Origin of the sequence: Aeromonas sp. S13(2024), from assembly GCF_041402405.1 — a bacterium.
GTDB classification, from domain to species: Bacteria; Pseudomonadota; Gammaproteobacteria; order Enterobacterales; family Aeromonadaceae; genus Aeromonas; species Aeromonas veronii.
The window spans coordinates 170,414-191,591 of sequence record NZ_JBGLRA010000003.1 but is presented as its reverse complement, the minus strand read 5'-3'; the positions used below and the strand labels follow the sequence as shown (position 1 = coordinate 191,591).

At 59.5% G+C, this 21,178-nt stretch carries 18 protein-coding genes, 1 other RNA gene and 1 riboswitch; of the genes, 11 read left to right on the top strand and 8 right to left on the bottom strand.

Features of this window, described 5'->3' with window-relative positions; all coding sequences use genetic code 11:
- Window positions 1-260: 260 nt before the first annotated feature.
- Window positions 261-620: a transfer-messenger RNA gene (ssrA, locus tag ACB042_RS06610) on the bottom strand.
- Between the two features lie 166 nt (window positions 621-786).
- A complete protein-coding gene (gene smpB / locus ACB042_RS06605; protein ID WP_005334498.1) occupies window positions 787-1,275 on the bottom strand; it encodes an SsrA-binding protein SmpB in 489 nt (162 codons plus the stop codon).
- 169 nt (window positions 1,276-1,444) lie between these two features.
- Between smpB and ACB042_RS06600 the strand changes: the two genes are divergently transcribed.
- Together ACB042_RS06600 and ACB042_RS06595 are read left to right on the top strand one after the other, a co-directional pair.
- Complete coding sequence (locus ACB042_RS06600) at window positions 1,445-1,879, top strand: SRPBCC family protein (RefSeq protein ID WP_005334496.1); 435 nt, start codon at window positions 1,445-1,447, stop codon at window positions 1,877-1,879.
- On the top strand, window positions 1,872-2,219 hold the full coding sequence (locus tag ACB042_RS06595; RefSeq protein ID WP_005353535.1) for an RnfH family protein: 348 nt from the start codon (window positions 1,872-1,874) through the stop codon (window positions 2,217-2,219). Before ACB042_RS06600 ends, ACB042_RS06595 begins: the two co-directional genes overlap by 8 nt.
- A gap of 81 nt (window positions 2,220-2,300) precedes the next feature.
- Here the strand turns inward: ACB042_RS06595 and ACB042_RS06590 are convergent, their stop codons facing one another.
- Both ACB042_RS06590 and fadE read right to left on the bottom strand, forming a co-directional pair.
- Window positions 2,301-3,575, bottom strand: coding sequence for an amidohydrolase (locus ACB042_RS06590; protein WP_111901417.1), 1,275 nt, complete (start codon window positions 3,573-3,575; stop codon window positions 2,301-2,303).
- A 179-nt stretch (window positions 3,576-3,754) separates the two neighbouring features.
- Window positions 3,755-6,211, bottom strand: coding sequence for an acyl-CoA dehydrogenase FadE (fadE, locus tag ACB042_RS06585; protein ID WP_139740201.1), 2,457 nt, complete (start codon window positions 6,209-6,211; stop codon window positions 3,755-3,757).
- Window positions 6,212-6,466: 255 nt separating this feature from the next.
- On the opposite strand from fadE, the gene lpcA reads away from it, so the two are divergent.
- The 3 genes from lpcA to ACB042_RS06570 all read left to right on the top strand — a co-directional run bounded on the left by lpcA (window position 6,467) and on the right by ACB042_RS06570 (window position 8,646).
- Complete coding sequence (gene lpcA, locus ACB042_RS06580) at window positions 6,467-7,045, top strand: D-sedoheptulose 7-phosphate isomerase (protein ID WP_371178085.1); 579 nt, start codon at window positions 6,467-6,469, stop codon at window positions 7,043-7,045.
- 164 nt (window positions 7,046-7,209) lie between these two features.
- Window positions 7,210-8,019 (top strand): class II glutamine amidotransferase, encoded by an 810-nt coding sequence (locus ACB042_RS06575; protein ID WP_236562085.1) that lies wholly within the window; start codon window positions 7,210-7,212, stop codon window positions 8,017-8,019.
- A 291-nt stretch (window positions 8,020-8,310) separates the two neighbouring features.
- Window positions 8,311-8,646 carry an Hpt domain-containing protein gene (locus ACB042_RS06570; protein ID WP_019446543.1) on the top strand — a complete coding sequence of 112 codons (336 nt, stop codon included), beginning with the start codon at window positions 8,311-8,313 and terminating at the stop codon, window positions 8,644-8,646.
- A 39-nt stretch (window positions 8,647-8,685) separates the two neighbouring features.
- Here the strand turns inward: ACB042_RS06570 and yvcK are convergent, their stop codons facing one another.
- Window positions 8,686-9,600, bottom strand: coding sequence for a uridine diphosphate-N-acetylglucosamine-binding protein YvcK (gene yvcK, locus ACB042_RS06565; RefSeq protein ID WP_005334480.1), 915 nt, complete (start codon window positions 9,598-9,600; stop codon window positions 8,686-8,688).
- A gap of 113 nt (window positions 9,601-9,713) precedes the next feature.
- On the opposite strand from yvcK, the gene ACB042_RS06560 reads away from it, so the two are divergent.
- Together ACB042_RS06560 and ACB042_RS06555 are read left to right on the top strand one after the other, a co-directional pair.
- Window positions 9,714-10,898, top strand: a complete 1,185-nt coding sequence (locus ACB042_RS06560) for an FIST signal transduction protein (protein ID WP_139740203.1) — start codon at window positions 9,714-9,716, stop codon at window positions 10,896-10,898.
- Window positions 10,899-10,929: 31 nt separating this feature from the next.
- Window positions 10,930-13,026, top strand: coding sequence for an ATP-binding protein (locus ACB042_RS06555; protein WP_371178084.1), 2,097 nt, complete (start codon window positions 10,930-10,932; stop codon window positions 13,024-13,026).
- 249 nt (window positions 13,027-13,275) lie between these two features.
- On the opposite strand, the gene ACB042_RS06550 is transcribed toward ACB042_RS06555, so the two are convergent.
- The 3 genes from ACB042_RS06550 to narQ all read right to left on the bottom strand — a co-directional run bounded on the left by ACB042_RS06550 (window position 13,276) and on the right by narQ (window position 16,305).
- Window positions 13,276-13,851: an LON peptidase substrate-binding domain-containing protein gene (locus tag ACB042_RS06550; RefSeq protein WP_005334473.1), complete on the bottom strand. Its 576-nt coding sequence runs from the start codon at window positions 13,849-13,851 to the stop codon at window positions 13,276-13,278.
- 103 nt (window positions 13,852-13,954) lie between these two features.
- Entirely contained in the window at window positions 13,955-14,593 is a 639-nt protein-coding gene (gene narL, locus ACB042_RS06545; protein ID WP_005334471.1) for a two-component system response regulator NarL, read from the bottom strand.
- Window positions 14,593-16,305 carry a nitrate/nitrite two-component system sensor histidine kinase NarQ gene (narQ, locus tag ACB042_RS06540; protein WP_236357018.1) on the bottom strand — a complete coding sequence of 571 codons (1,713 nt, stop codon included), beginning with the start codon at window positions 16,303-16,305 and terminating at the stop codon, window positions 14,593-14,595. Before narQ ends, narL begins: the two co-directional genes overlap by 1 nt.
- 78 nt (window positions 16,306-16,383) lie before the next feature.
- A riboswitch (molybdenum cofactor riboswitch) is annotated at window positions 16,384-16,524 on the top strand.
- Between narQ and moaA the strand changes: the two genes are divergently transcribed.
- The 4 genes from moaA to napA all read left to right on the top strand — a co-directional run bounded on the left by moaA (window position 16,512) and on the right by napA (window position 21,165).
- Window positions 16,512-17,507, top strand: coding sequence for a GTP 3',8-cyclase MoaA (gene moaA / locus ACB042_RS06535; protein WP_043821348.1), 996 nt, complete (start codon window positions 16,512-16,514; stop codon window positions 17,505-17,507). (Overlaps the previous riboswitch by 13 nt.)
- A gap of 240 nt (window positions 17,508-17,747) precedes the next feature.
- Window positions 17,748-18,290 carry a ferredoxin-type protein NapF gene (gene napF / locus ACB042_RS06530; protein ID WP_139436526.1) on the top strand — a complete coding sequence of 181 codons (543 nt, stop codon included), beginning with the start codon at window positions 17,748-17,750 and terminating at the stop codon, window positions 18,288-18,290.
- Between the two features lie 29 nt (window positions 18,291-18,319).
- Window positions 18,320-18,574, top strand: a complete 255-nt coding sequence (locus ACB042_RS06525) for a chaperone NapD (RefSeq protein WP_031227438.1) — start codon at window positions 18,320-18,322, stop codon at window positions 18,572-18,574.
- A gap of 101 nt (window positions 18,575-18,675) precedes the next feature.
- The gene (gene napA / locus ACB042_RS06520) at window positions 18,676-21,165 is read left to right on the top strand and encodes a nitrate reductase catalytic subunit NapA (RefSeq protein WP_371178083.1); all 2,490 of its coding nucleotides are present in this window, start codon (window positions 18,676-18,678) and stop codon (window positions 21,163-21,165) included.
- The last annotated feature ends 13 nt before the right edge of the window (window positions 21,166-21,178 follow it).

Sequence of the window (21,178 nt, the reverse complement as noted above, 5' to 3'; positions counted from 1 at the left end):
TAAGTGCATTAAAATGCAGCGGCCAACTTCAATTTACTCAATATTGGGCCACGACATGCCAATGTGCGGCTGTGAGTCCGGCTAGTACCGGGATGGCAACCTGATGATAAAGCCTGCGCGGTGATGCGCCTGATTTTTTTGCCAAAGGCCAGTTCAAGGGGGATATTGGAAAAAATCCAACCAGTTTGATATCGGTAAACAACATGGACGTGGACAAATAAAAAGGGCCACCTCTTGCGAGGTGGCCCTTTCCAAACGTTTGGTGGAGCTGGGGGGATTTGAACCCCCGTCCAAAATTACTACATCCTTGGCACTACATGCTTAGTCACTCTTTACATTCGCCAACCCGCTGCGGAGAGACACGCCACGAATTGACTAGCTCGATTGGTTTTAATGCTTCCGCCCCGAGCAGGACTTCCACACGATCCTGTGAAGGATGACCTTCCGATTCCCTAGGACACAGGCAAGCTAGGGTAGAAGGGCTCTATGCAGGTTATTAAGCTGCTAGTGCGTAGTTTTCGTCGTTTGCGACTATTTTTTTGCGGTTTATTAACGAGGCCTACCGCACCTCGGCATGCACCTTGGGTTTCGTGAATCTTGTCGAATCCAGAATCAGCCCCAAGTTGTTAATTGCGATTGTACGCAAAAATGCTGTCATAGCAAGGCGTTGATACCCATTCCCTCTGGCAGCCAGTCTGTTTGCCGATTTATTGTACGCAGCTGAGCCTGAAGAGCCAGCTGCGCCGGGGGAAGGTGAACTGGCGTCCTGATCCTGCCAGTCGCAGGTTAGCCGCGATGCTTGTTCTTCATGATGCGAGCTTTTTCCCGATCCCATTCGCGGGCCTTGGTATCTTCGCGCTTGTCGTGCTCTTTCTTGCCCTTCACCAGGCCGATCTCGACCTTGACCCAGCACTGTTTCCAGTAGAGGGCGAGGGGAACTATGGTGTAGCCCTGACGGGCGATCAGGCTTTCGAGCTTGTCGAGTTCACGACGGCTCAGCAGCAGTTTGCGGGTGCGGGTCGGGTCACATACCACGTGGCTGGAGGCCGCTTGCAGTGGCAGGAAGCTGGAGCCGAACAGATAGGCCTCGCCATCGCGGAAGATGACATAGGCTTCGCTGATGTTGGCCTTGCCCGCCCGCAGGGATTTGACTTCCCACCCTTGCAGGGACAGACCCGCTTCGATCTTCTCTTCGATGAAGTATTCGTGGCGCGCGGTTCTGTTGAGTGCAATGGTGCTGGACCCGGCTTTGTTTTTACTGTTTTTTTTGCTCATGACGGGCGATTTCCGGCAATGACTAGGAGGCTCGTATTATACGTAGGCAGGGGCGGCTGTAAAACGCGCAGCAGGTCAAGTGGTGGCTTTCTGAGCGGTTTGGCTGAGGTTTTACCTCCACAACCCCAAACATGGTGATAAAATCGCGCCGATTGGATGAGGAAAAGCCATGCCCCGAATTACGCGCAGTGCCCTGGTGATGTTCAGTGCAGAACAGATGTTCAAGTTGGTTAACGATGTGGATGCCTATCCGCAGTTTTTGCCCGGCTGTGTTGGCAGCCGTGTCCACGAGGCGGGCGATGACTACATGATGGCGTCGGTCGATGTGGCCAAGGCGGGGATTGCCAAGACCTTTACCACCCGCAATCAGCTGGATGTGAACCGTCAGATCAGGATGGAGCTGGTGGATGGCCCGTTCCGCAAGCTGGCGGGCTGGTGGACCTTTACCCCGCTTGATGTGGATGCCTGCAAGGTGGAGTTTGATCTCGATTTCGAGTTTACCTCCAAGCTTATCGAGGTGGCATTTGGTCAGGTGTTCCGCGACCTGGTGAGCTCCATGGTCTCCGCCTTCTCCAACCGGGCGAAGGAGGTATACGGTGTCTGACCAGCTCAACATCGAGGTTGTCTATGCCTTGCCGCAGCAGCAGACGGTGATTGCCCTGCGGGTGGCGCCCGAGACCTGCGTGCTGGCGGCCATCGAGCAGTCCGGCATCGTACAAAAACACCCCGAGATCGATCTGGCGGTCAACAAGTTCGGTATCTACAGCCGCCCGGTGAAAGGGAGCGAGCCGCTGCACGACGGCGATCGTATCGAGATCTACCGCCCGCTCATCGCCGATCCCCGCGAGATGCGCAAAAAGCGGGCCGAGAAGGCCAAAGAGGAGGGGAGAGCCGATAGCGTGACCGGTGGTCGCCCCGATGTGCATCGCAAGCACCGCGAGTAGCGCTCAGGTTTTTCTTGCAGAAAAAAGGCGCCGAGGCGCCTTTTTTTGATCCCGTTAGCCGGTGAGCTTGCCAAGGGGATATCAAGAGAGGGCTGCTTCTGCCACACCCAGTCGTGCACGGGCCCAGGCGGCCAGCAGCTCTACCCCGCTTTGCATCACCCGCTCATCGAAATCGAATTCGTTGTGATGGTGCGGCGCCGCCAGATCGGCTCCCAGGATGAGGTAAGCCGCTTCGCCCCCCTGCTTTTGCACCCGCTCCATCAGAAAACCGGCATCTTCGCTGGCGCCAAAGCGGCGAGTCTGGATGGTGGCGAGCCCCTGCTTGCGGGCCAGCGCCGCCAGCTCGGCCTGCAGTGCCGGGCTGTTGTCGAGGGCAATGGCCTCACCCTGCTTGATGATGCGATAGGTGACACCGTGGGCGAGGGCGGTACCTTCGACGATGCGCTGTACCTGACTGAACATGTAGTCGTTGAGCGCGCTGTCGGCACCGCGGGTCTCACCGCGTAGCTCTGCATGATCGGGGATGACGTTGCGGCCGCTGCCAGCGTGAAGCTGGCCGACGTTGATGCGGGTCATGCCGTCGCGGTGACGGGGAATGCCGAGCATGGCGGTGGTGGCCATGCAGGCGGCTGCCAGCGCATTGCTGCCGGCATTGGGTTCGAGTCCCGCGTGGGCGGCGGTGCCCATAAAGTGGACGTCGAACTTGGTGGAGCAGAGAAACTCGGTGGGGTTGATCACCAGCTCGCCGCTGCCAGCGTGAATGCCGATATGGAGTGAGAGCAGGGCATCCACGTCATCGAGTGTGCCACCGGCAGCCAGCGCCTTGCCACCGCGGCACCCCTCTTCGGCGGGCTGGAAGAAGAGCTTGATGCGACCGCATAGCTGCTCTTTCATCGCCATCAGGCTGCTGGCCAGCCCCATGCCGATGGCGGTGTGGCCATCGTGGGCGCAGGCGTGCATCCACCCCTTGTTGTGGGAGGCAAAACCCTCCTGCTGCGGTTGGTGCTGTTCAGCGTCGGACTCTTCCACCTCCACCGCATCGATGTCGAAGCGAAAGGCCAGGGTCGGGCCGGGACGGCCGGTGTCCAGCTCTCCCATCAGGCCAGTGACATCGCCAATCCGCTCCAGCCAGTCGGGATGGGCTCCCTGACGGCGGGCGCGAGCCTTCTCAGCCGCCACATCCACATCACGCCCCATCATCAGATTGCTGGCCAGCAGCTTGTCACCGAGCACGATGCGATAACCTAGCTCGCTCAGGTGGTGGGCAATCAGGCTGGTGGTGCGAAACTCTTTCCAGGCCGCTTCCGGCAGGCGGTGCAGGTCGCGGCGCCACAGGATCAGGTGCTCAAGGGTCATCTTGGCTTCCTTGGTGATTCGATATGTCGGCTATTGTGCCTTTTTTCCCGGCTGACCACACGGGGCCAGCAGCTGGTCGGGGGAGCTGTGCGTGCCAGTGGTGGCAGTGGGGGTCGTAAAAAGTGGCGAGCGCCCATAAAAAACGCCTCCACAAGGGAGGCGTTGTCGATAGCTGGTTATCAGGCCGCGTGATGGTAAGCGGAGGCTTCAAACAGCTTCTTGTTGGCCACCAGATCGATGGGGTCAAAATCATCGACATTGATGGTGCGCAGGCGACTTACCTCGGCGCGGCGCAGCAGCTCCGCTTCGCTCTGGGTCAGTACGCCAGCGGCCAGGCCAATGTCGGCCACCTTGTCCAGCGCCATGAAGGGACGCTTGATGCCATCGCTCTTGCAGACTTTCTCGAACAGCGGCTCGGCGGCCAGTACGTCATCGAGGGCCTGCTCCAGCAGGCCGAAGGGGTTGCCCTCTTCGCGGGTCAGATACTGGCCCTTGGCCAGGCGGCTGCGGGTCTCGCTCGGGGTTTGCAGCAGACGGGCAACCTGCTGATCCAGCTTGTCGCACGGACGGTTCAGGTCACGGCCAAGCGGCAGCACCACGGCACGCAGGGCAAGGCCAATCCACCGGTTCGGGAAGTTGCGCAGCAGCTCGTCGATCGCCTCTTGTGCCTTGAACATGGCATCTTGCAGTGCCCAGTGCAGCAGCGGCAGGTCGGCCTGCTGGCGTCCCTCGTCCTGATAGCGCTTGAGGGCGCTGGAGGCGAGATAGAGCTGGCTCAGCACGTCGCCAAGGCGGGCGGAGACCCGCTCCTTGCGTTTGAGCTCGCCACCCAGGGTGCCCATCGCCATGTCTGACAGGAACGCCAGGTTGGCCGAGAGGCGAGAGAGCTGCTGGTAGTAGCCCTTGGTCTGATCCTTGTACGGTGCCGCGGCAAAGCGGGCGCCGGTCACACCCAGCCAGAAGCTGCGCACCAGGTTGCTGATGGCAAAGCCGACGTGGCTGAATACCGCCTTGTCGAAATCCTTCAGCGCCTGCTCCTTGTCGGGGTGGCTGGCGGCCAGCATCTCCGGCAGTACATACGGGTGGCAGCGGATAGCGCCCTGACCATAGATGATCATGCTGCGGGTCAGGATGTTGGCCCCTTCTACCGTAACGGCGATGGGCGCACCCTGATAGCCACGGGCCAGATAGTTGTTGGGGCCCATGCAGATGGCCTTGCCGCCGTGGATGTCCATGGCATCGATGATGCACTTCTGGGCTCGGTCGGTGAGGTGGTATTTGACGATGGCGGAGATGACTGACGGCTTCTCGCCAAGGTCGATACCGGTCACGGTCAGGTTGGCTGCGGCGCCCATGATGTAGGCGTTGCCGCCGATGCGGGCCAGCGGCTCTTCAATCCCTTCCATCTTGCCGATGGGCAGCTTGAACTGGCGACGGATGCGGCTATAGGCGCCGCTCGCCAGGGCCAGCATCTTGACGCCGCCAGTGCTGTTGGAGGGCAAGGTGATGCCGCGACCGACCGACAGACACTCGACCAGCATGCGCCAGCCCTGACCGGCCATGGCCGGGCCACCGATGATGAAATCGAGCGGGACGAACACATCCTTGCCCTGGGTCGGACCGTTCTGGAACGGCACGTTGAGCGGGAAGTGGCGACGGCCGATGCCGACCCCCTTGATGTGGGTGGGAATGAGGGCGCAGGTGATGCCGAGCTCTTCCTCTTCACCCAGCAGGTGCTCGGGGTCACGCAGTTTGAAGGCGAGACCCAGCACGGTCGCAATAGGGGCGAGCGTGATGTAGCGCTTGTTCCAGGTGAGGCGCATACCGAGCACCTCTTTTCCTTCCCACTCGCCCTTGCAGACGACACCGAAGTCGGGGATGGAGCCGGCGTCAGAACCCGCCTCCGGGCTGGTCAGGGCGAAGCAGGGGATCTCTTTGCCTACCGCCAAGCGGGGCAGGTAGTAATCCTTCTGCTCGTCAGTGCCATAGTGTTGCAGCAGTTCGCCCGGGCCCAGCGAGTTGGGTACGCCAACGGTGGAGGCGAGCACGGCGCTGGCACCGCACAGCTTTTGCAGGACACAGGACTGGGCGTAGGCCGAGAACTCCAGACCGCCATATTTCTTCTTGATGATCATGGCGAAGAACTTGTTGTCCTTCAGGTATTGCCACACCTCGGGGGAGAGATCCGCGCGCTCGTGGGTCACTTCCCAGTCGCTCACCATGCGGCACACTTCCTCGACCGGGCCATCCATAAAGGCCTGCTCTTCGGCAGAGAGGGTGCTGACCGGGATGGCGTGCAGCTTTTTCCAGTCTGGGTTGCCCGCGAACAGGTCGGCTTCCCACCAAGTTGTGCCCGCTTCAATCGCCTCTTTCTCGGTGCGGGACATTTCCGGCATGATCGATTTGTAGATCTTGAACAGCGGCTTGGTTATTTGATTGCGGCGAAATTCCACCAGATTGAGCGGGATGGCAATCACCGCGAACAGCGCCCATACCAGCAAGGGCACATGACCATAGATGGTGCCAAGCACCAGGGCGGCGCCGGTGACCAGGGTGGAGATGAACAGGGATGCCCGGCGATAGGCCAGGGCTCCGATAACCAGGATCACCCCGAGCAGAGTGAGGGTCGTCGTCATTGCTTGCTCCTTGCGTGGTTAGGTTGCCAACGTGGCGTAACTGATCCAGAGGTCTGACCTGTTGGATATGGCCCCTGTTGTAATTCATACGCACAAAGTTATCAAGCTGTTTACATCTTCATTACCTTCTCTCTGTGATCCCCATAACGCTCACGCGCCGCCAGCGCTGTGGCTCGCAGGGGGGCGACTGTGCGATTCGCTTGTGCGAGAATAGCCGCGATCTACACGCACACTAAAAACAGTGGAAGAGACATCATGTACCAAGAATTGATCCGCAATGAACTGACCGAAGCTGCCAGCGTGCTGCAGGCCTTCCTGGCTGATGAGCAGAACCTGAAAACCATCGAAGCGGCCGCCAAACTGCTGGCTGACTCTTTCAAAGAAGAGGGCAAGGTGCTCTCCTGTGGCAACGGTGGCTCCCACTGTGACGCCATGCACTTTGCCGAAGAGCTGACCGGTCGTTACCGCGAGAACCGCCCGGGTTATGCCGGTATCGCCATCTCCGATCCGAGCCACCTCTCCTGCGTCTCCAACGACTTTGGCTATGACTATGTCTTCTCCCGCTACGTAGAAGCGGTCGGCCGCCGTGGCGACGTGCTGCTTGGTATCTCCACCAGCGGTAACTCCGGCAACATCCTGAAAGCCATCGAGGCTGCCCGCGCCAAAGGGATGAAAGTGATCGCCCTGACCGGCAAGGATGGCGGCAAGATGGCGGGTCTGGCGGATGTCGAGATCCGGGTTCCGCACTTTGGCTATGCCGACCGTATTCAGGAAGTGCACATCAAGGTGATCCACATCCTGATCCAGCTGGTCGAAAAAGAGATGGCCAAGTAATCAAGCCATCGTCACCAGACAAGGGCAACGCCGGTAGCATGGTTCGCCATCGGCCGGTTGTTGCCAGTCACAGGGGAAGGGATTGCGCCTTCCCCTGCTGTCTGTCGAACCAGCGTGCTGGTCGAACATGACACAAGCCAAATCATGAAAGGAGTCTGCCGGATATGTGCGAACTGCTCGGCATGAGTGCCAATGTGCCGACCGATATCTGCTTCAGCTTTACCGGGTTGATGCTGCGCGGCGGCAAGACCGGGCCCCACAAGGATGGCTGGGGGATCACCTTCTACGAGGGGAAGGGCTTTCGCACCTTCAAGGATCCCGAGCCCAGCGCCCAATCTCCCATCGCCAGACTGGTACAGGCGCTGCCCATCAAGAGCTGCGCTGTGGTCAGCCACATTCGGCAGGCCAACCGTGGCTGCGTGTCACTAGAAAATACCCACCCCTTTACCCGTGAGCTGTGGGGCCGTTACTGGACCTTCGCCCACAACGGTCAGCTGACCGGCTACAAGAAGCTGCCAACCGGCCGCCACCGGCCGGTGGGGGATACCGACAGCGAACACGCCTTCTGCTGGCTGCTCGATCGGCTGGAGCAAAAATATCCCAAGCGTCCAGCCAACTTTCCCGCCATGTTTCGTTATCTCGCCACCTTGTGTGACGAGCTCAGAGCGTTCGGGGTATTCAACATGCTGCTCTCGGACGGGGAGTATGTGATGAGCTACTGCACCAACAACCTGCACTGGCTGACCCGCTGTGCGCCCTTTGGCGAGGCTAGTTTGCTGGATGAGGAGGTGGTGATCGACTTTCAAAGGGAGACCACCCCCAACGATGTGGTCACCCTGATCACTACCCGTCCGCTGACCGGCAATGAGAATTGGGTCAAAATGGCGCCCGGTGAATTCAATCTGTTTCGCATGGGGGAGCGGGTGGCGACCAACCAGGTCGCGCTTGAGCAAGATAAAAAAATACCAGGGTAGATACCTACCCTGGTTCTTCGCAGCAGCCATAAAAGGCAAAAGGGATGAGAGGTGTTGCTGAGCATCATCACTCTGACGGCATTGAGTGTTGATCAATTGTTAATTTGTGGCAATAAGGTTGTTGTCTTGACGTGCATTTCAGCATCGCTATTTCGATACTGATCACATTTTTTGCCACTTTATTCCCTGAGCCATCCAATCGGGTGCTTCATCACTGCCTGGCCGTGAGCCACGACATCGAAAACTATCTATAGTATGGTCTGTTTGAATACCGTTCTGGAGGAGCCTCGCATGGAGTGGGTGGATCGCAAGGTGTTGCAGCAGCTGGCAGAGGATATCGGTCCGGATATGCTGCCCGTGGTCATCGCAGTCTTTATTGAAGAGGTGGGCGAGCAGCTGAGTCAGCTCAGACCCCTCTACGAGCAGGGGGAGTGGGAGGCGTTGGCTCGGGTGGCGCACAGCATGAAATCATCCTGTGGCAGCTATGGCGCCATACCGAGTTATCAGCAGGTGATGGCGCTGGAGATGGCCAGCAAGCAGGCCGATGTGGCCGAGGCAGAGCGCCAGTTGCAACTGCTGGAGGCCTCCTTGCCCCAGGTGCTCGCGTTTCTTGCCGATTATCAGTAACGGCGCCATGCTGGGATGCCGGGGCGCCGTGACCGTTGCCTAACGCTGGTTGAGCAGTTGCTGGATGATCCGGTCCAGCGCCAGTTTCAGCTTCAACCGATCGTGCCGATGGGGCAGCTCAAGCTCGCCCAGCTCGGCTTCGATCACACGCCCTTGCCAGTCCCCCGCATCACCCGCGCCCTGTGGGGCCAGGATGGCATCCAGCCGACCCTGACCGACCCGGGATTCCAGCCAGCGACATTGACTCATCAGATCCAGCTGACTGGCAGGGCCGTTTTCCGCCACCAGATTGCAGACGAAAACCAGCATGGCGCTGCTCTCGTTGATGGCCTGGGCGATCTCGGCCAGCAGCAATGGCGGCATGATGGAGGTGAGGAAACTGCCCGGCCCCAGAATGATCATGTCCGCCTGCTGCAGTGCCAGCACCGCTTCCCGGGTCGCTTGCACTTCCGGCATCAGGCCGAGGGAGAGGGGAGGGGTTGCCAGTTGATCGATGGATACCTCTCCCAGGATCTGGGTACCACACTCCATATGGGCGCAGAGATCGGTGGGAAATTCAGACATGGGTAGCAATTGTGACTCGATTTTGAGCATGTCACTGATCAGCTTGATAGCATCAAGAGGACGGACACAGAGATTATCGAGCGCCAGCAGCATCAGGTTGCCAAGGTTGTGGCCCGCCAGCTCGCCTTTGCCGGCAAAGCGGTACTCGAACAACAGGCTGCCGATGCTGGGATCGGTCACCAGCTGGTTCAGGCAGTTGCGCAGATCGCCCCAGGCGATGCACTCCTGACTCTTGCGCAGGCGTCCGGTCGAGCCACCATCATCTGTGGTGGTGACGATGCCGGTGAGCCGTTGACCGAGAAACGAGAGGGACGAAAGCACTCGTCCCATGCCGTGGCCACCACCGATGGCAACGACCCGATCGAAGTCATTGATGTTTTTTTGCCACATATGGGCGTCCTGTCATTGGTCTCAGTTGACCGCTATGTTAGCAAGCGAAGCGAGATAATTGTTTGATAAAGGTATGATTTTTGCTTGAGGCTGCCATTCGATAAAACAAGGAGATGGTGTTGAAATTTCTGACCGTTCACTCCCTCGCCCAGAATTCATCGCTGGCGGCCCAAGATATCTGCGCGCAGCTGCGCCACCATGCCGATCAGGCCCCCTCCCTGCTGTTACTCTATTTTACCCAAGCCCATGAGGGGGCGATACTGCGCGACGTGCTCAAACGCCAGTTCCCGACGACCCGCCTGCTTGGGTGCAGCTCTTGCGGTGGTGTCATGACCGAGATGGGACACCACGCCCGAGACGGATATGGGCTGGCCGTTGCTGCTCTGTACGATGAGAAAGGGGCATTCGGGGTAGCCGGTGCCAGCGGTGACGGGGTGGATGTGCGGCAGTTGCTGCGCCGAGCCATGAGCGACTGTGGTCGGCCGGGCGAGCTGCCCCAGCTGATCCTGTTTCATGCCAGTCCCGGTAAGGAAGAGGGGCTGCTGGCCGGTATCGAGGCCGAACTCGGTGCCTCGGTGCCGGTGGTCGGTGGATCTGCGGCTGATAGCAGCGTCAGCGGTGACTGGCAACTCTGCTGGGATGAGGCGGTGGCCCAGGATGGCATCGGTCTGGCGGTGCTCTATCCTGATTGCCAGCTGGCCTTTCAGTTTCATTCGGGCTATGTGCCTGCCGAATTCAGCGGCGAGATCACCGCCTGCAACGGGCGGGAGGTACTCACCATCGATCATCAGCCTGCCGCCGAGGTCTATGCCCGCTGGTGCGGGCGCGAGCAGCCCTGGCCGGTGGGGGCGATTTTGCGGGAGACCACGCTCACCCCGCTGGCTCGTCAGGTGGGAGCACTGGATGGCATTCCTTACTACAAACTCTCCCATCCCGAAGCGGTAACCGAACAGGGCGGGCTGCGGCTCTTTACCGATGTGGTGCAAGGGGAGCGTCTGCTGTTGATGTACAGCAGTCAGGAAGGGTTGTTGCAGCGCAGCCTCAATGCCATGCGCGTCGAGCCAGGGTATGGGGTCGATGTGGAATTGCAGCCTATCGGCGCTCTCATCATCTTTTGTGCTGGTTGCCGTTTGGCGCTAGGTGATATGTTGTGCCAATTTGTCGAGCAGAGCCAGGCTCGCCTCGGCAAGATCCCCTTTATCACCCCCTTTACCTTCGGCGAGCAGGGGCGGCTGCCCAATGGCGAGCTGGCCCACGGCAACCTGATGGTATCGAGCGTGATTTTCCTGACCCGTTGAGTCGGCAGAACATAACAGAGCAGGCAACAAGATGATTGGCAACAGTGAACTGGAAGCCCTCGGCGACAAATTGCAGACCACGCTGGTCGACCTTATGCGTTGCCGCGAGCGCGAGGCCAAGTATCGTCACGAGTCCCAGACCCTGCTGAGTGGGGTTGCTACCCTCGCCGATGCCAAGACGCTGGAGCAGGTGCTGGAGAGCCTTATCCAGGTGCTCAAACCCTTTATCGGCTTTGAGCACGCTGATGTGGTGGCCTGGGAAGGGGAGCAGGGAAGTACCCACCTCAGTACCGAGCCAATGCTATCAGCCCGTAGTTGGCGCATGACCCCGGCATTTGCCCGCGCCATCTCGGGTGAAACTCTGGTGATTTACGATCCCGCACAGCTGCCCGAGCTGGCGCCGCTGGCGAGCGAGCCGGGCTGGGCCAGCGTGATGCTGACCGGGCTGCAGGCCCCCGGTTTTACCGCCACCCTCATCTGCCGCCACGCTCGGGCGGGCACCTTCGATCTCACCAGCAAGGCCGCCATGGAGCGTTGCCGTCCGCTTATCGCCCAGGCGCTGGTCAACATCACCTATCGGGCCCGCTTGCAGGAGCAGGTCGCGGTAAAAACCGAGGCGCTGCAGGCCAGCGAACGCCGTTTTCGCAGCTTCGCCGCCATGGCTTCTGACTGGTTCTGGGAGACAGATGCCGAGCATCGCCTCAGTTATGCCTCAGAGCCGGGTTATCTGGATGAGATGACCCCGCAGGCGACCCGGCCGACCCTCTATGACTACGTCTGCAACAAGCAGAGCTGCGATGCCCAGAAATACCTGCAGCTTTTGGAGCTGCGCCAGCCGGTGCGAGGGGTGCGGATGCAGGTTGCGCTGCAACACGGCCCCTGCTGGATGGAGGTGAGCGCCGAGCCCTGCTTTGACCATGATGGCCTGTTTATTGGTTATCGCGGCACTGCCCGGGATATCAGCAACCAGATCCGCCGTGAAGAGGAGCTGGCGCGGGCACGGGATGAGGCCGAAGCGGCCAACCGTGCCAAGTCCCAGTTTCTCGCCATGATGACCCACGAGATCCGCTCGCCCATGAATGCGGTGTTGGGGATGCTCGATCTGGTGCAGCATGCCGAGCTGGCGCCGGAGCAACAGAGCCTGCTGCGCCATGCCACCCACTCGGCCAGATTGCTGCAAACCATCATCGACGACGTGCTCGATTTTTCGAAAATCGAGTCGCAAACCCTGGTGTTTCACTGCGAGACCCTGCAACCCGTCCAGCTTTGCCAATCTCTGGTCGAGCCGCTGCAAGCTCGCGCGACCGCCAAGGGGATCGCGCTGGTTTATCGGGTCGATGAGTCGGTCCCCCGGGAGTTGCAGGGGGATCCGATGCGTCTGTCTCAGGTGATGGGCAATCTGCTGGACAACGCCCTCAAATTTACCGAACAGGGGCAGGTGACACTGCATCTGGGTTGGCAGGATGAGAAGCTGCTGATCTCGGTCTCCGACACCGGGATCGGGATCGCTGATGCGGATCAGGCGCTGTTGTTTGAACCCTTCTCCCAGGTCGACAACTCGGCCACCCGGCGTTTTTCCGGTACCGGCCTCGGTCTTGCCATCAGCAAGCGTCTGGTGACGCTTATGGGGGGAGAGATCCACCTGAAGAGCGAGCCGAGCAAGGGAAGCTGCTTCTGGTTCGAGCTGCCCGGTATGGCGCTGCCTTGTCATAGCCAGCCGCAGCGGGAGGAGGGGGCTTCGGCACTGCTGCCACTGGATGTGCTGGTGGTGGAGGACAGCCCGGTAAATCAGCTGGTGGTATCGCTGATGCTGCAAAAACTGGTGGGCAAGGTACGGCTGGCTGCCAATGGTCTGGAGGCGCTGGCGCAGGTGGATGAGCAGCTCCCGGATCTGATCCTGATGGATATGCGGATGCCCCTGATGGACGGACTGGAAGCGACCCGGCGCTTGCGTGAGTTGGGATGCACTATGCCAATCGTTGCCCTGACGGCCAATGCGATGGCGGAGGACAAGGCCTGCTGTCTGGCGCAGGGGATGGATGACTTTCTCGCCAAGCCTATCACCTTGTCACGGTTGAGAGAGTGTTTGCAGCGTCACTTTGGTCAGCGATTGCCGACGCGCGGATAAAAAAAATGGTCAACTTTGTGGGTTGACCAGTTCTTCAGCAAATACTGAAGAGAGCACGGGATAAATCGGGTTGTATCAATCTATATGAAAAATCTGTGCCAACTTTTTTAGGACTCTTTTGTGTTCAATTTTGGCCGTTTAGCGCAGCGGCTCTCTCTTGTTATGGCGTTTTGCGTTCCTACTCACTCGCAAAATGCGAATTTCACATTTTCATTGTTGGAATAATTGCATTTTGCAACGCTGTTTTTGTCATTGTGAAATCAGGCGATGCAGGAATTTACGGGCCGCTTCGCTGTTTTGTTTGGCAATCAGCATCTGCTTTTCATAAATCGGCATAGGCAATATCTCGAGCCAGCGTTGGCAGAGCCAGGCGGCATCTTCAAAGCGCTTGTCCGGATAGAGCTCATCAAGCTCCGGATACTGCTCGAACACTTCCCGCAGGCGATTGACCAGCAGCTTGTCGTTGAAATCTGAGTGGGTGCTCGGCCAGTTGGGCAGCATCTCCACCTTGGCCCGGCGCAGGCCCATCTCGTCTGTTTCCATCTCGTGGATGCAGAAGCGCTCCAGTCCCAGCACCGTCACACCCAGCAGGCCATCATTGAGGGTGTAGAAGTCGGTCACCTTGACCCGGGTGCCCACCGGCAGAATGCGGCCGGACTGTCCCGAGGTGGTCGACTCTTCCATCACGATGCCAAAGCCCTGATCGTTTATGAATGACTCCTTGAGCATCTGCAGGTGGCGTGGCTCGAACAGACGCAGAGGAAGCTTGCCGCCCGGCAGTATGTGGGAAGGCAAGGGGAACAGTGCCAAAGGTTGTAGTTTCATGTTCCATCCTCCATTGAGTAGTTGCTGAATATGACAATGCAGCGACTGTGCCAGAGAATGAAAAAAGCCACCGGAGGGTGGCTTTTCGGGCGGTTGAGGGCGCTTAGTTGCGCTGCTCCAGATACATGACAGCCGCTTCCACGCGGCTTTGCGCCTCGAGTTTCTTCAGCAGGCTCTTCACGTGAACCTTGACCGTTCCCTCGGAGATATGGAGTACCGAGGCGACCTGTTTGTTGGAGAGGCCTTTTGCAATTTCGCGCAGGATTTGCATTTCGCGACGCGTTAAGCTTTCCAGCTTCTGCTGCAGGTGATCCAGCTCGTAGATGTTTTCGAGATAGGGGCGCAGCGGTTCGCTCAGGATCTGCTTGCCGGTCATCACGTCGGCCAGCTGGGCCAGCAGCAGATCAGGCTCGGTATCCTTGAGCAGGTAGCCGTCAGCACCGGCCTTGAGCAAAGCAACCACATCCTGACGGGCATCGGAGACGGTGAGGATCACCACCCGGGAGGTGATCTCTTCGGCCCGCAGCGCCTTGAGGGTATCGAGGCCGGAGAGCCCCTTCATATTGAGGTCGAGCAGGATCAGGTCCGGCTCGGACTCTTTGGCCAGCGCCACGGCATCTGTGCCGTTGGAGGCTTCACCGGTCACCTCCATGTTCTCTTCCAGAGCCAGCAACTGCACAATCCCTTTGCGCATGAGGGGATGGTCATCTACGACCAGAACTGTGTATTTCATCTCGTCCATCAGGCGTCTCTCGCTAGACTGGTGGGAAAGGTCAGATGCACGCAGGTGCCTTGTGGTTGCTGCTCGTTGATGGTCAGCAGACCGTGCAGTTTGCTGGCGCGCTCGTTCATGATGCTCAACCCGTAATGGTTGATCGCCGAGCTGGCGAGTCCGATCCCGACACCGTCATCTGAAATCTGAACCTCAATGTTACCACTGGCGAGGGTCTCACAGCTAACATCAATCACTTGCGCGTTGGCATGTTTGATGGCATTGAGCACTGCCTCACGGATCAGCTGCAAAATGTGGATATGCTGGCCCGCCTCCAGGTCGTTGTCGGCCAGTCCGTAATGGAACCGGATTTCGGCCTGGGTCTGAGGCTGCAGTTGATCAAGCATGACGCGGATCGCTTCCCCCAGATTGGCATCGCCAATGGTGAGACGGAAGGTGCCGAGCAGTTCGCGCAACTGTGTATAGGCATTGCTAAGCCCCTCGTCGATCTGCTGCATCGCCTCCTGCGCCTTGTCATGCTGCCCCTTGGTGTAAGAGCGCTTGAGCAGGGTGGACTGGATCTTGAGATAGGAGAGGGCCTGCGCCAGCGAGTCGTGCAGCTCGCGGGCGATCACCGCCCGCTCCTCCATCAGCAGCAGTCGCTGCTGTTGCAGCAGGGTCTGGTCTTTGTGCAGCACCTGAGCCAGCAGCATGGTGAAGTTTTTAATCAACCGCTCATCGATGGGGTGTTGGCTGATGATGTCGAGGCGGCCGAACTCCTGCTCATCCATCTGCAGATAAAAGCTGGCGACCGCATCGAGATCGCCGGGCCAGCCGGTGCGCCCCGAGATGTAGACCGGCATGGCGTTGTGCTCGAAGCGGGTCAGCCGGATGTGGTCGATATGCTGGTGGGCGGCGGCGCGGTCCAGCAGTTTGATAAGGGTACGGGTGCTGAGCGGGGCAGCGTGCAGCTTCTGGGCGGTCGAGTAGAGAAACGAGAGAGTATCGTTGGCCTGCTGCAGCTTGGCGGTTTTCTCTTCCACCTTGTTTTCCAGCTCCCGATAGAGTTTGCCCAGCTCGTCGGCCATGGTGACGAAGGCGCGCGACAGTTCCCCCAGCTCGTTTTCGCCGTGGGCGGGCAGCTTAAGATCGAAATCCTGCCGCTGGATCTGGCGGGCGCAGTAGACCAGCTGGTTGAGGGGGGCGACCACCTGCTGGCGGGTGAAGCGCACCGTGAACCAAGCGATGGTGATGATGGCCAGCAGGCCGAGCCCCTCCGCCAGTGCCAGCATCCGCACCTTGAATTCCACGTGGTACTGCATCTGATTGACGAAATTGTCGATGGCCGCCACAAACTGCTCGGTGTTATCGGTGTACCGTCTGGGGGTGCGATCCTCGATGTGCTGGCGCATCACCTGCCACTGGCCGAGCACCTCGCCATAGGTGCGACGCAGGGAGGCAGGAGTGATCCAGCGCTGGGTCTCCTGCAGCTCTTCGGCGTGCAGGGTCTCTTCAAACTGGGAGAGGCGCCCCAGCACGCTGTCGCCCCGCTCGATTTCGTAGGCCATCCGGTAGGCCTGCATCCGCAGCGAACCGGAGAGGTTGATCGCCTTGGCATCGGGTACCGAGTAGAAGAGGGTGACCATGGCGACCAGCGCGATCAGGCTGGCCATGAAGAGGATCAACACCATGGCGCGGCCAATGGCACTGCTGACCGAATGGACCCTGAACCGTTTTCCCATACTGATGCGCACCTCTGAATAGTGATAAGGACCCCGCAAGATGCGTGGGAGTGTACTCCAACTTGTGTTAGCATCGAAAAACTAGATGAACTCCGAGCGGTTTTGCCTAAGTCCTAGCGATAGGGGGAAACCAGCCGTCAGCCGATGTTCGAGCTGTAAGGGTCAGGAAAGAAATGCCCTGGCCTCCCGTATTTGGAAAGGTGTTTATGTTGCCACTTGAAGATGGTTTTTCCCGTCGTTTTTACTATTTGCGTCTGTCAGTGACCGATGTGTGCAATTTCCGTTGCACCTATTGCCTGCCTGACGGCTATCGCCCCCCCGAAGGTCACAAAGCGGGGCGTCAACCCTTTCTCTCGATTGACGAGATCCGCCGCGTGGTCAGCGGTTTTGCCGCCATGGGCACCCGCAAGGTGCGCATCACGGGGGGCGAGCCCTCCCTGCGCCGCGATTTCACCGAGATCGTCAAGGTGATTGCCACCACCCCGGGCATCGAGAAGGTCGCCATGACCACCAACGGCTATCGCCTCAAGGAGCGGGCTCAGGAGTGGTTTGATGCAGGACTCAATGCGCTGAATGTCAGTGTCGACAGTCTCGACCCGCGCCAGTTTCACCAGATCACCGGCGAGAACAAGCTGGCCGAAGTGATGGAGGGGATCGAAGCAGCACTGGCCGCCGGTTTCAAATCGGTGAAGATCAATGCGGTGCTGCTCAAGGGGCTCAACGACTACCAGCTCGATGCCTTTCTGGGCTGGATCAGGCACAAGCCTATCGAGCTGCGCTTTATCGAGCTGATGCAGACCGGCGAGATGGATACCCTGTTTCGTGACCACCATGTCAGCGGCGAGCAGATCAAACAGCGCTTGCTGGAGAGCGGCTGGGTGCAGCAGTTGCGGGGCTCGGATGACGGTCCGGCGCAGGTCTTTATGCACCCCGATTCGCAAGGTGGGGTGGGGCTCATCATGCCCTACAGCAAGGATTTCTGTGCCGGTTGCAACCGGCTGCGGGTCTCCTCGCTGGGGAAGCTGCATCTGTGCCTGTTTGGTGACAACGGCATTGACCTGCGGGATCTGCTCGGCGCAGATGCACAATCCGATGAGCTGCAACAGCGCATTCGCGCGGCACTGGCGGGCAAGAGTGCCACCCATCGTCTCCATGAGGGCAATGCCGGCATCACCCCTCATCTCGCCTCGATCGGCGGATAACCGCAAAAAAATCGCCAACGATTAAATAGCAATCCTCACATGGAGGTATTTTAACCGATACCTCCATTTTTATTGCGCTGCAAGGCTTTGATCTGGCGCAAGAATCCCCCCTGTTTATCTCCCTGGTGGTATATCCCTTACCTTGTCAGGGCCGCAATATACACCCACTCTTATAATTGGTATCAAGAATGCCAATCATGGACTCGCACTGTCCCCTTTTTCACCAGAACAGGAGTCAACATGCCGGATGAGATCGATCTTGCCCGCCGCGGCCTGTTCCGGGGGCGGCTGAGAACTGCCGAACCGCCGGTGCAGTTGCCCTGGTCAGTCAACTGGTCGGCATTTGTCGCCGACTGCACCCGCTGCGGAGACTGTCTGGCGGCCTGTCCGGAGCAGATCCTGGTGAATGGCGAGGGCGGTTTTCCGGTGGTCGATTTCCAGCGTGGCGAATGCACCTTCTGCACCGAGTGCGTCACGGTCTGCAAGGCGCCTGTGTTTCGCCCGACCAGCGAGTCTCCCTGGCACTACAAGGCCCATATCGAGGCCAACTGTCTGGCCAATGGTCAGGTGTTCTGCCAGCGCTGTCAGGACAGCTGTGAGCCCAATGCCATTCGTTTTATTCCGGTGCTGGGGCGTGTGCCCACCCCGACGGTCGAGCCGGATCGCTGTAATGGCTGCGGCGCCTGTGTGCAGGATTGTCCGGTTGGCAGCATCAAGGTCGACGGGCGAGCCGCCCCATCCGGTGGTGCGAGCCAGCCCACCCTCAAGCAGGAGTCAGAATGAGTCAGAAGCCGTGTGACACAGAAGCCACAATGGATCAGGAGTTCCATGTATCGAGTCTGGTGGTGCTGACCCAGCCCCCCTTGCGCCATCAGCTCGCCGAGCAGATTGGCGCCCTTGAAGGGGCCGAGATCCACGCCGTCAGTGACGAGGGCAAGCTGGTCGTGACCCTGGAAGGTCCGAGCCAGCGGCCGATCATGGCGGCCATTGATGCGATACAGGCGATGCCGGGTGTGCTCTCAGCCGCCCTGATTTACCACCAGTTCGATGAACTGGGCGGTCACTGAAAAGAGTGATGGGATGCCGGGCGTGCCCTCTGCCGCTGATGGCTGGCTCCCGTTCGACAGATTCGACAACTATTACGCGATAAGCAATGTGAGGATATGCCATGAAGCTGAGTCGACGCGACTTTATGAAGGCCAACGCGGTGGCAGCTGCCGCTGCCGTGGCCGGTGTCAGTGCCCCCACGCTGGCAGCCAATCTCATCACCAGTACCGACAAGACGGCCATCCATTGGGATAAGGCTCCCTGCCGCTTCTGCGGTACCGGCTGCTCCGTGCTGGTGGGCTCTCAGGATGGTCGGGTCGTGGCGACTCAGGGTGACCCCGATGCACCGGTCAACCGTGGCCTCAACTGTATCAAGGGGTACTTCCTCTCCAAGATCATGTACGGCCAGGATCGCCTCACCCAGCCGATGCTGCGGATGAAGAACGGCCAGTTTGACAAGGATGGCGACTTCGCCCCCATCAGCTGGGATCAGGCGTTCGACATCATGGCCGAGAAGTTCAAGGCGACCCTGAAAGAGAAGGGGCCGACCGCCGTCGGCATGTTCGGCTCCGGCCAGTGGACCGTCTGGGAAGGCTACGCTGCCGCCAAGCTGATGAAGGCCGGTTTCCGCTCCAACAACATTGACCCCAATGCTCGTCACTGCATGGCCTCTGCGGTCGTCGGCTTCATGCGTACCTTCGGCATGGACGAACCGATGGGCTGCTACGACGATATCGAGCAGGCCGATGCGTTCGTGCTGTGGGGCTCCAACATGGCCGAGATGCACCCCATCCTCTGGTCGCGGATGTCCGATCGCCGTCTCTCCAACCCGGATGTGCAGGTGCACGTGCTCTCGACCTTCGAGCACCGCAGCTTCGAGCTGGCGGACAACGGCATGGTGTTTACCCCGCAGACCGACCTGGCGATCCTCAACTATGTCGCCAACTACATCATCCAGAACGACAAGGTGAACTGGGACTTCGTCAACAAGCACACCGTGTTCAAGAAGGGGGCCACCGACATCGGTTACGGCCTGCGCCCGACCGATCCGCTGCAGCAGAAAGCGAAGAACCCGGACAGCGGCGATGCCACTCCGATGACCTTCGAGGAGTTTGCCAAGTTCGTGGCGGATTACGATGTGGAGTCGGTCTCCAAGCTCTCCGGCGTCTCCAAAGAGAAGCTGGAAAAGCTGGCCAAGCTCTATGCCGATCCGGGCAAGAAGGTGGTCTCCTACTGGACCATGGGTTTCAACCAGCATACCCGTGGCGTCTGGGCCAACAACCTCTGCTACAACATCCACCTGCTGACCGGCAAGATCTCCGAGCCGGGTAATGGTCCTTTCTCACTGACCGGCCAGCCCTCTGCCTGTGGCACCGCGCGTGAAGTGGGTACCTTTGCCCACCGTCTGCCGGCCGACATGGTGGTGACCGATCCCAAGCATCGCGCTATCGCCGAGAAGATCTGGAAACTGCCGGAAGGCACTATCCCGGAACAGGTGGGTTACCACGCCGTGCTGCAGGATCGCATGCTCAAGGATGGCAAGCTCAACGCCTACTGGGTGATGTGCAACAACAACATGCAGGCCGGTCCCAACATGAATACCGATCGCCTGCCGGGTTATCGCGACCCGCGCAACTTCATCGTGGTCTCTGACCCGTACCCGACTGTTACCGCCCAGGCCGCTGACCTCATCCTGCCCACCGCCATGTGGGTGGAGAAAGAGGGGGCCTACGGTAACGCCGAGCGCCGCACCCAGTTCTGGCACCAGCAGGTGAAAGCGCCGGAAGGGGCCAAGTCCGACTTGTGGCAGCTGATGGAGTTCTCCAAGCGCTTCAAGGTTGAGGAAGTGTGGCCGGCTGAGCTGATTGCCAAGATGCCGGAAGTGAAGGGCAAAACCCTGTTCGACGTGCTCTATGCCAACGGTCAGGTCAACCAGTTCCCGAAAGAGCAGAGCAAAGGTCTGCTGAACGACGAGGCCGAGCACTTCGGGTTCTACGTCCAGAAAGGGTTGTTCGAAGAGTACGCCACCTTCGGTCGTGGCCACGGTCACGATCTGGCGCCGTTCGATCAGTACCACGAAGCCCGTGGTCTGCGTTGGCCTGTGGTAGATGGCAAAGAGACTCTGTGGCGCTATCGCGAAGGGTTCGACCCCTATGTGACAGCGGGCGAGGGGGTGCGCTTCTATGGCAAGCCCGATGGCAAGGCGGTCATCTTCGCCCTGCCGTTCGAGCCCGCCGCCGAGTCGCCGGATAAAGAGTACGATCTGTGGCTCTCTACCGGTCGCGTGCTGGAACACTGGCACACCGGCACCATGACCCGTCGGGTACCCGAGCTCTATCGCGCCTTCCCGGATGCGGTGCTCTTCATGCACCCGGACGATGCCAAGGCTCGCGGCGTGCGCCGTGGTGAAGAGGTGATCGTCTCCTCCCGCCGTGGCGAGGTGAAGACCCGTGTCGAGACCCGTGGTCGCAACCGTCCGCCGAAAGGACTGGTCTTCATGCCCTTCTTCGATGCGAGCCAGTTGGTCAACAAGCTGACCCTGGACGCCACCGATCCGCTCTCGAAAGAGACCGATTACAAGAAGTGCGCCGTCAAGGTGATGAAGGCTTAAGGCGGGGGAGTGC

Bases quoted from the DNA above. Each gene is read 5' to 3' on its own strand.
- ACB042_RS06555 (WP_371178084.1), top strand. From the start codon at position 10,930: ATGATTGGCAACAGTGAACTGGAAGCCCTCGGCGACAAATTGCAGACC.
- ACB042_RS06560 (WP_139740203.1), top strand. From the start codon at position 9,714: ATGGTGTTGAAATTTCTGACCGTTCACTCCCTCGCCCAGAATTCATCG.
- ACB042_RS06590 (WP_111901417.1), bottom strand. From the start codon at position 3,575: ATGACCCTTGAGCACCTGATCCTGTGGCGCCGCGACCTGCACCGCCTG.
- ACB042_RS06570 (WP_019446543.1), top strand. From the start codon at position 8,311: ATGGAGTGGGTGGATCGCAAGGTGTTGCAGCAGCTGGCAGAGGATATC.
- narL (WP_005334471.1), bottom strand. From the start codon at position 14,593: ATGGACGAGATGAAATACACAGTTCTGGTCGTAGATGACCATCCCCTC.
- ACB042_RS06600 (WP_005334496.1), top strand. From the start codon at position 1,445: ATGCCCCGAATTACGCGCAGTGCCCTGGTGATGTTCAGTGCAGAACAG.
- moaA (WP_043821348.1), top strand. From the start codon at position 16,512: ATGTTGCCACTTGAAGATGGTTTTTCCCGTCGTTTTTACTATTTGCGT.
- napF (WP_139436526.1), top strand. From the start codon at position 17,748: ATGCCGGATGAGATCGATCTTGCCCGCCGCGGCCTGTTCCGGGGGCGG.
- smpB (WP_005334498.1), bottom strand. From the start codon at position 1,275: ATGAGCAAAAAAAACAGTAAAAACAAAGCCGGGTCCAGCACCATTGCA.
- ACB042_RS06575 (WP_236562085.1), top strand. From the start codon at position 7,210: ATGTGCGAACTGCTCGGCATGAGTGCCAATGTGCCGACCGATATCTGC.
- yvcK (WP_005334480.1), bottom strand. From the start codon at position 9,600: ATGTGGCAAAAAAACATCAATGACTTCGATCGGGTCGTTGCCATCGGT.
- ACB042_RS06550 (WP_005334473.1), bottom strand. From the start codon at position 13,851: ATGAAACTACAACCTTTGGCACTGTTCCCCTTGCCTTCCCACATACTG.
- ACB042_RS06525 (WP_031227438.1), top strand. From the start codon at position 18,320: ATGGATCAGGAGTTCCATGTATCGAGTCTGGTGGTGCTGACCCAGCCC.
- fadE (WP_139740201.1), bottom strand. From the start codon at position 6,211: ATGACGACGACCCTCACTCTGCTCGGGGTGATCCTGGTTATCGGAGCC.
- napA (WP_371178083.1), top strand. From the start codon at position 18,676: ATGAAGCTGAGTCGACGCGACTTTATGAAGGCCAACGCGGTGGCAGCT.
- lpcA (WP_371178085.1), top strand. From the start codon at position 6,467: ATGTACCAAGAATTGATCCGCAATGAACTGACCGAAGCTGCCAGCGTG.
- narQ (WP_236357018.1), bottom strand. From the start codon at position 16,305: ATGGGAAAACGGTTCAGGGTCCATTCGGTCAGCAGTGCCATTGGCCGC.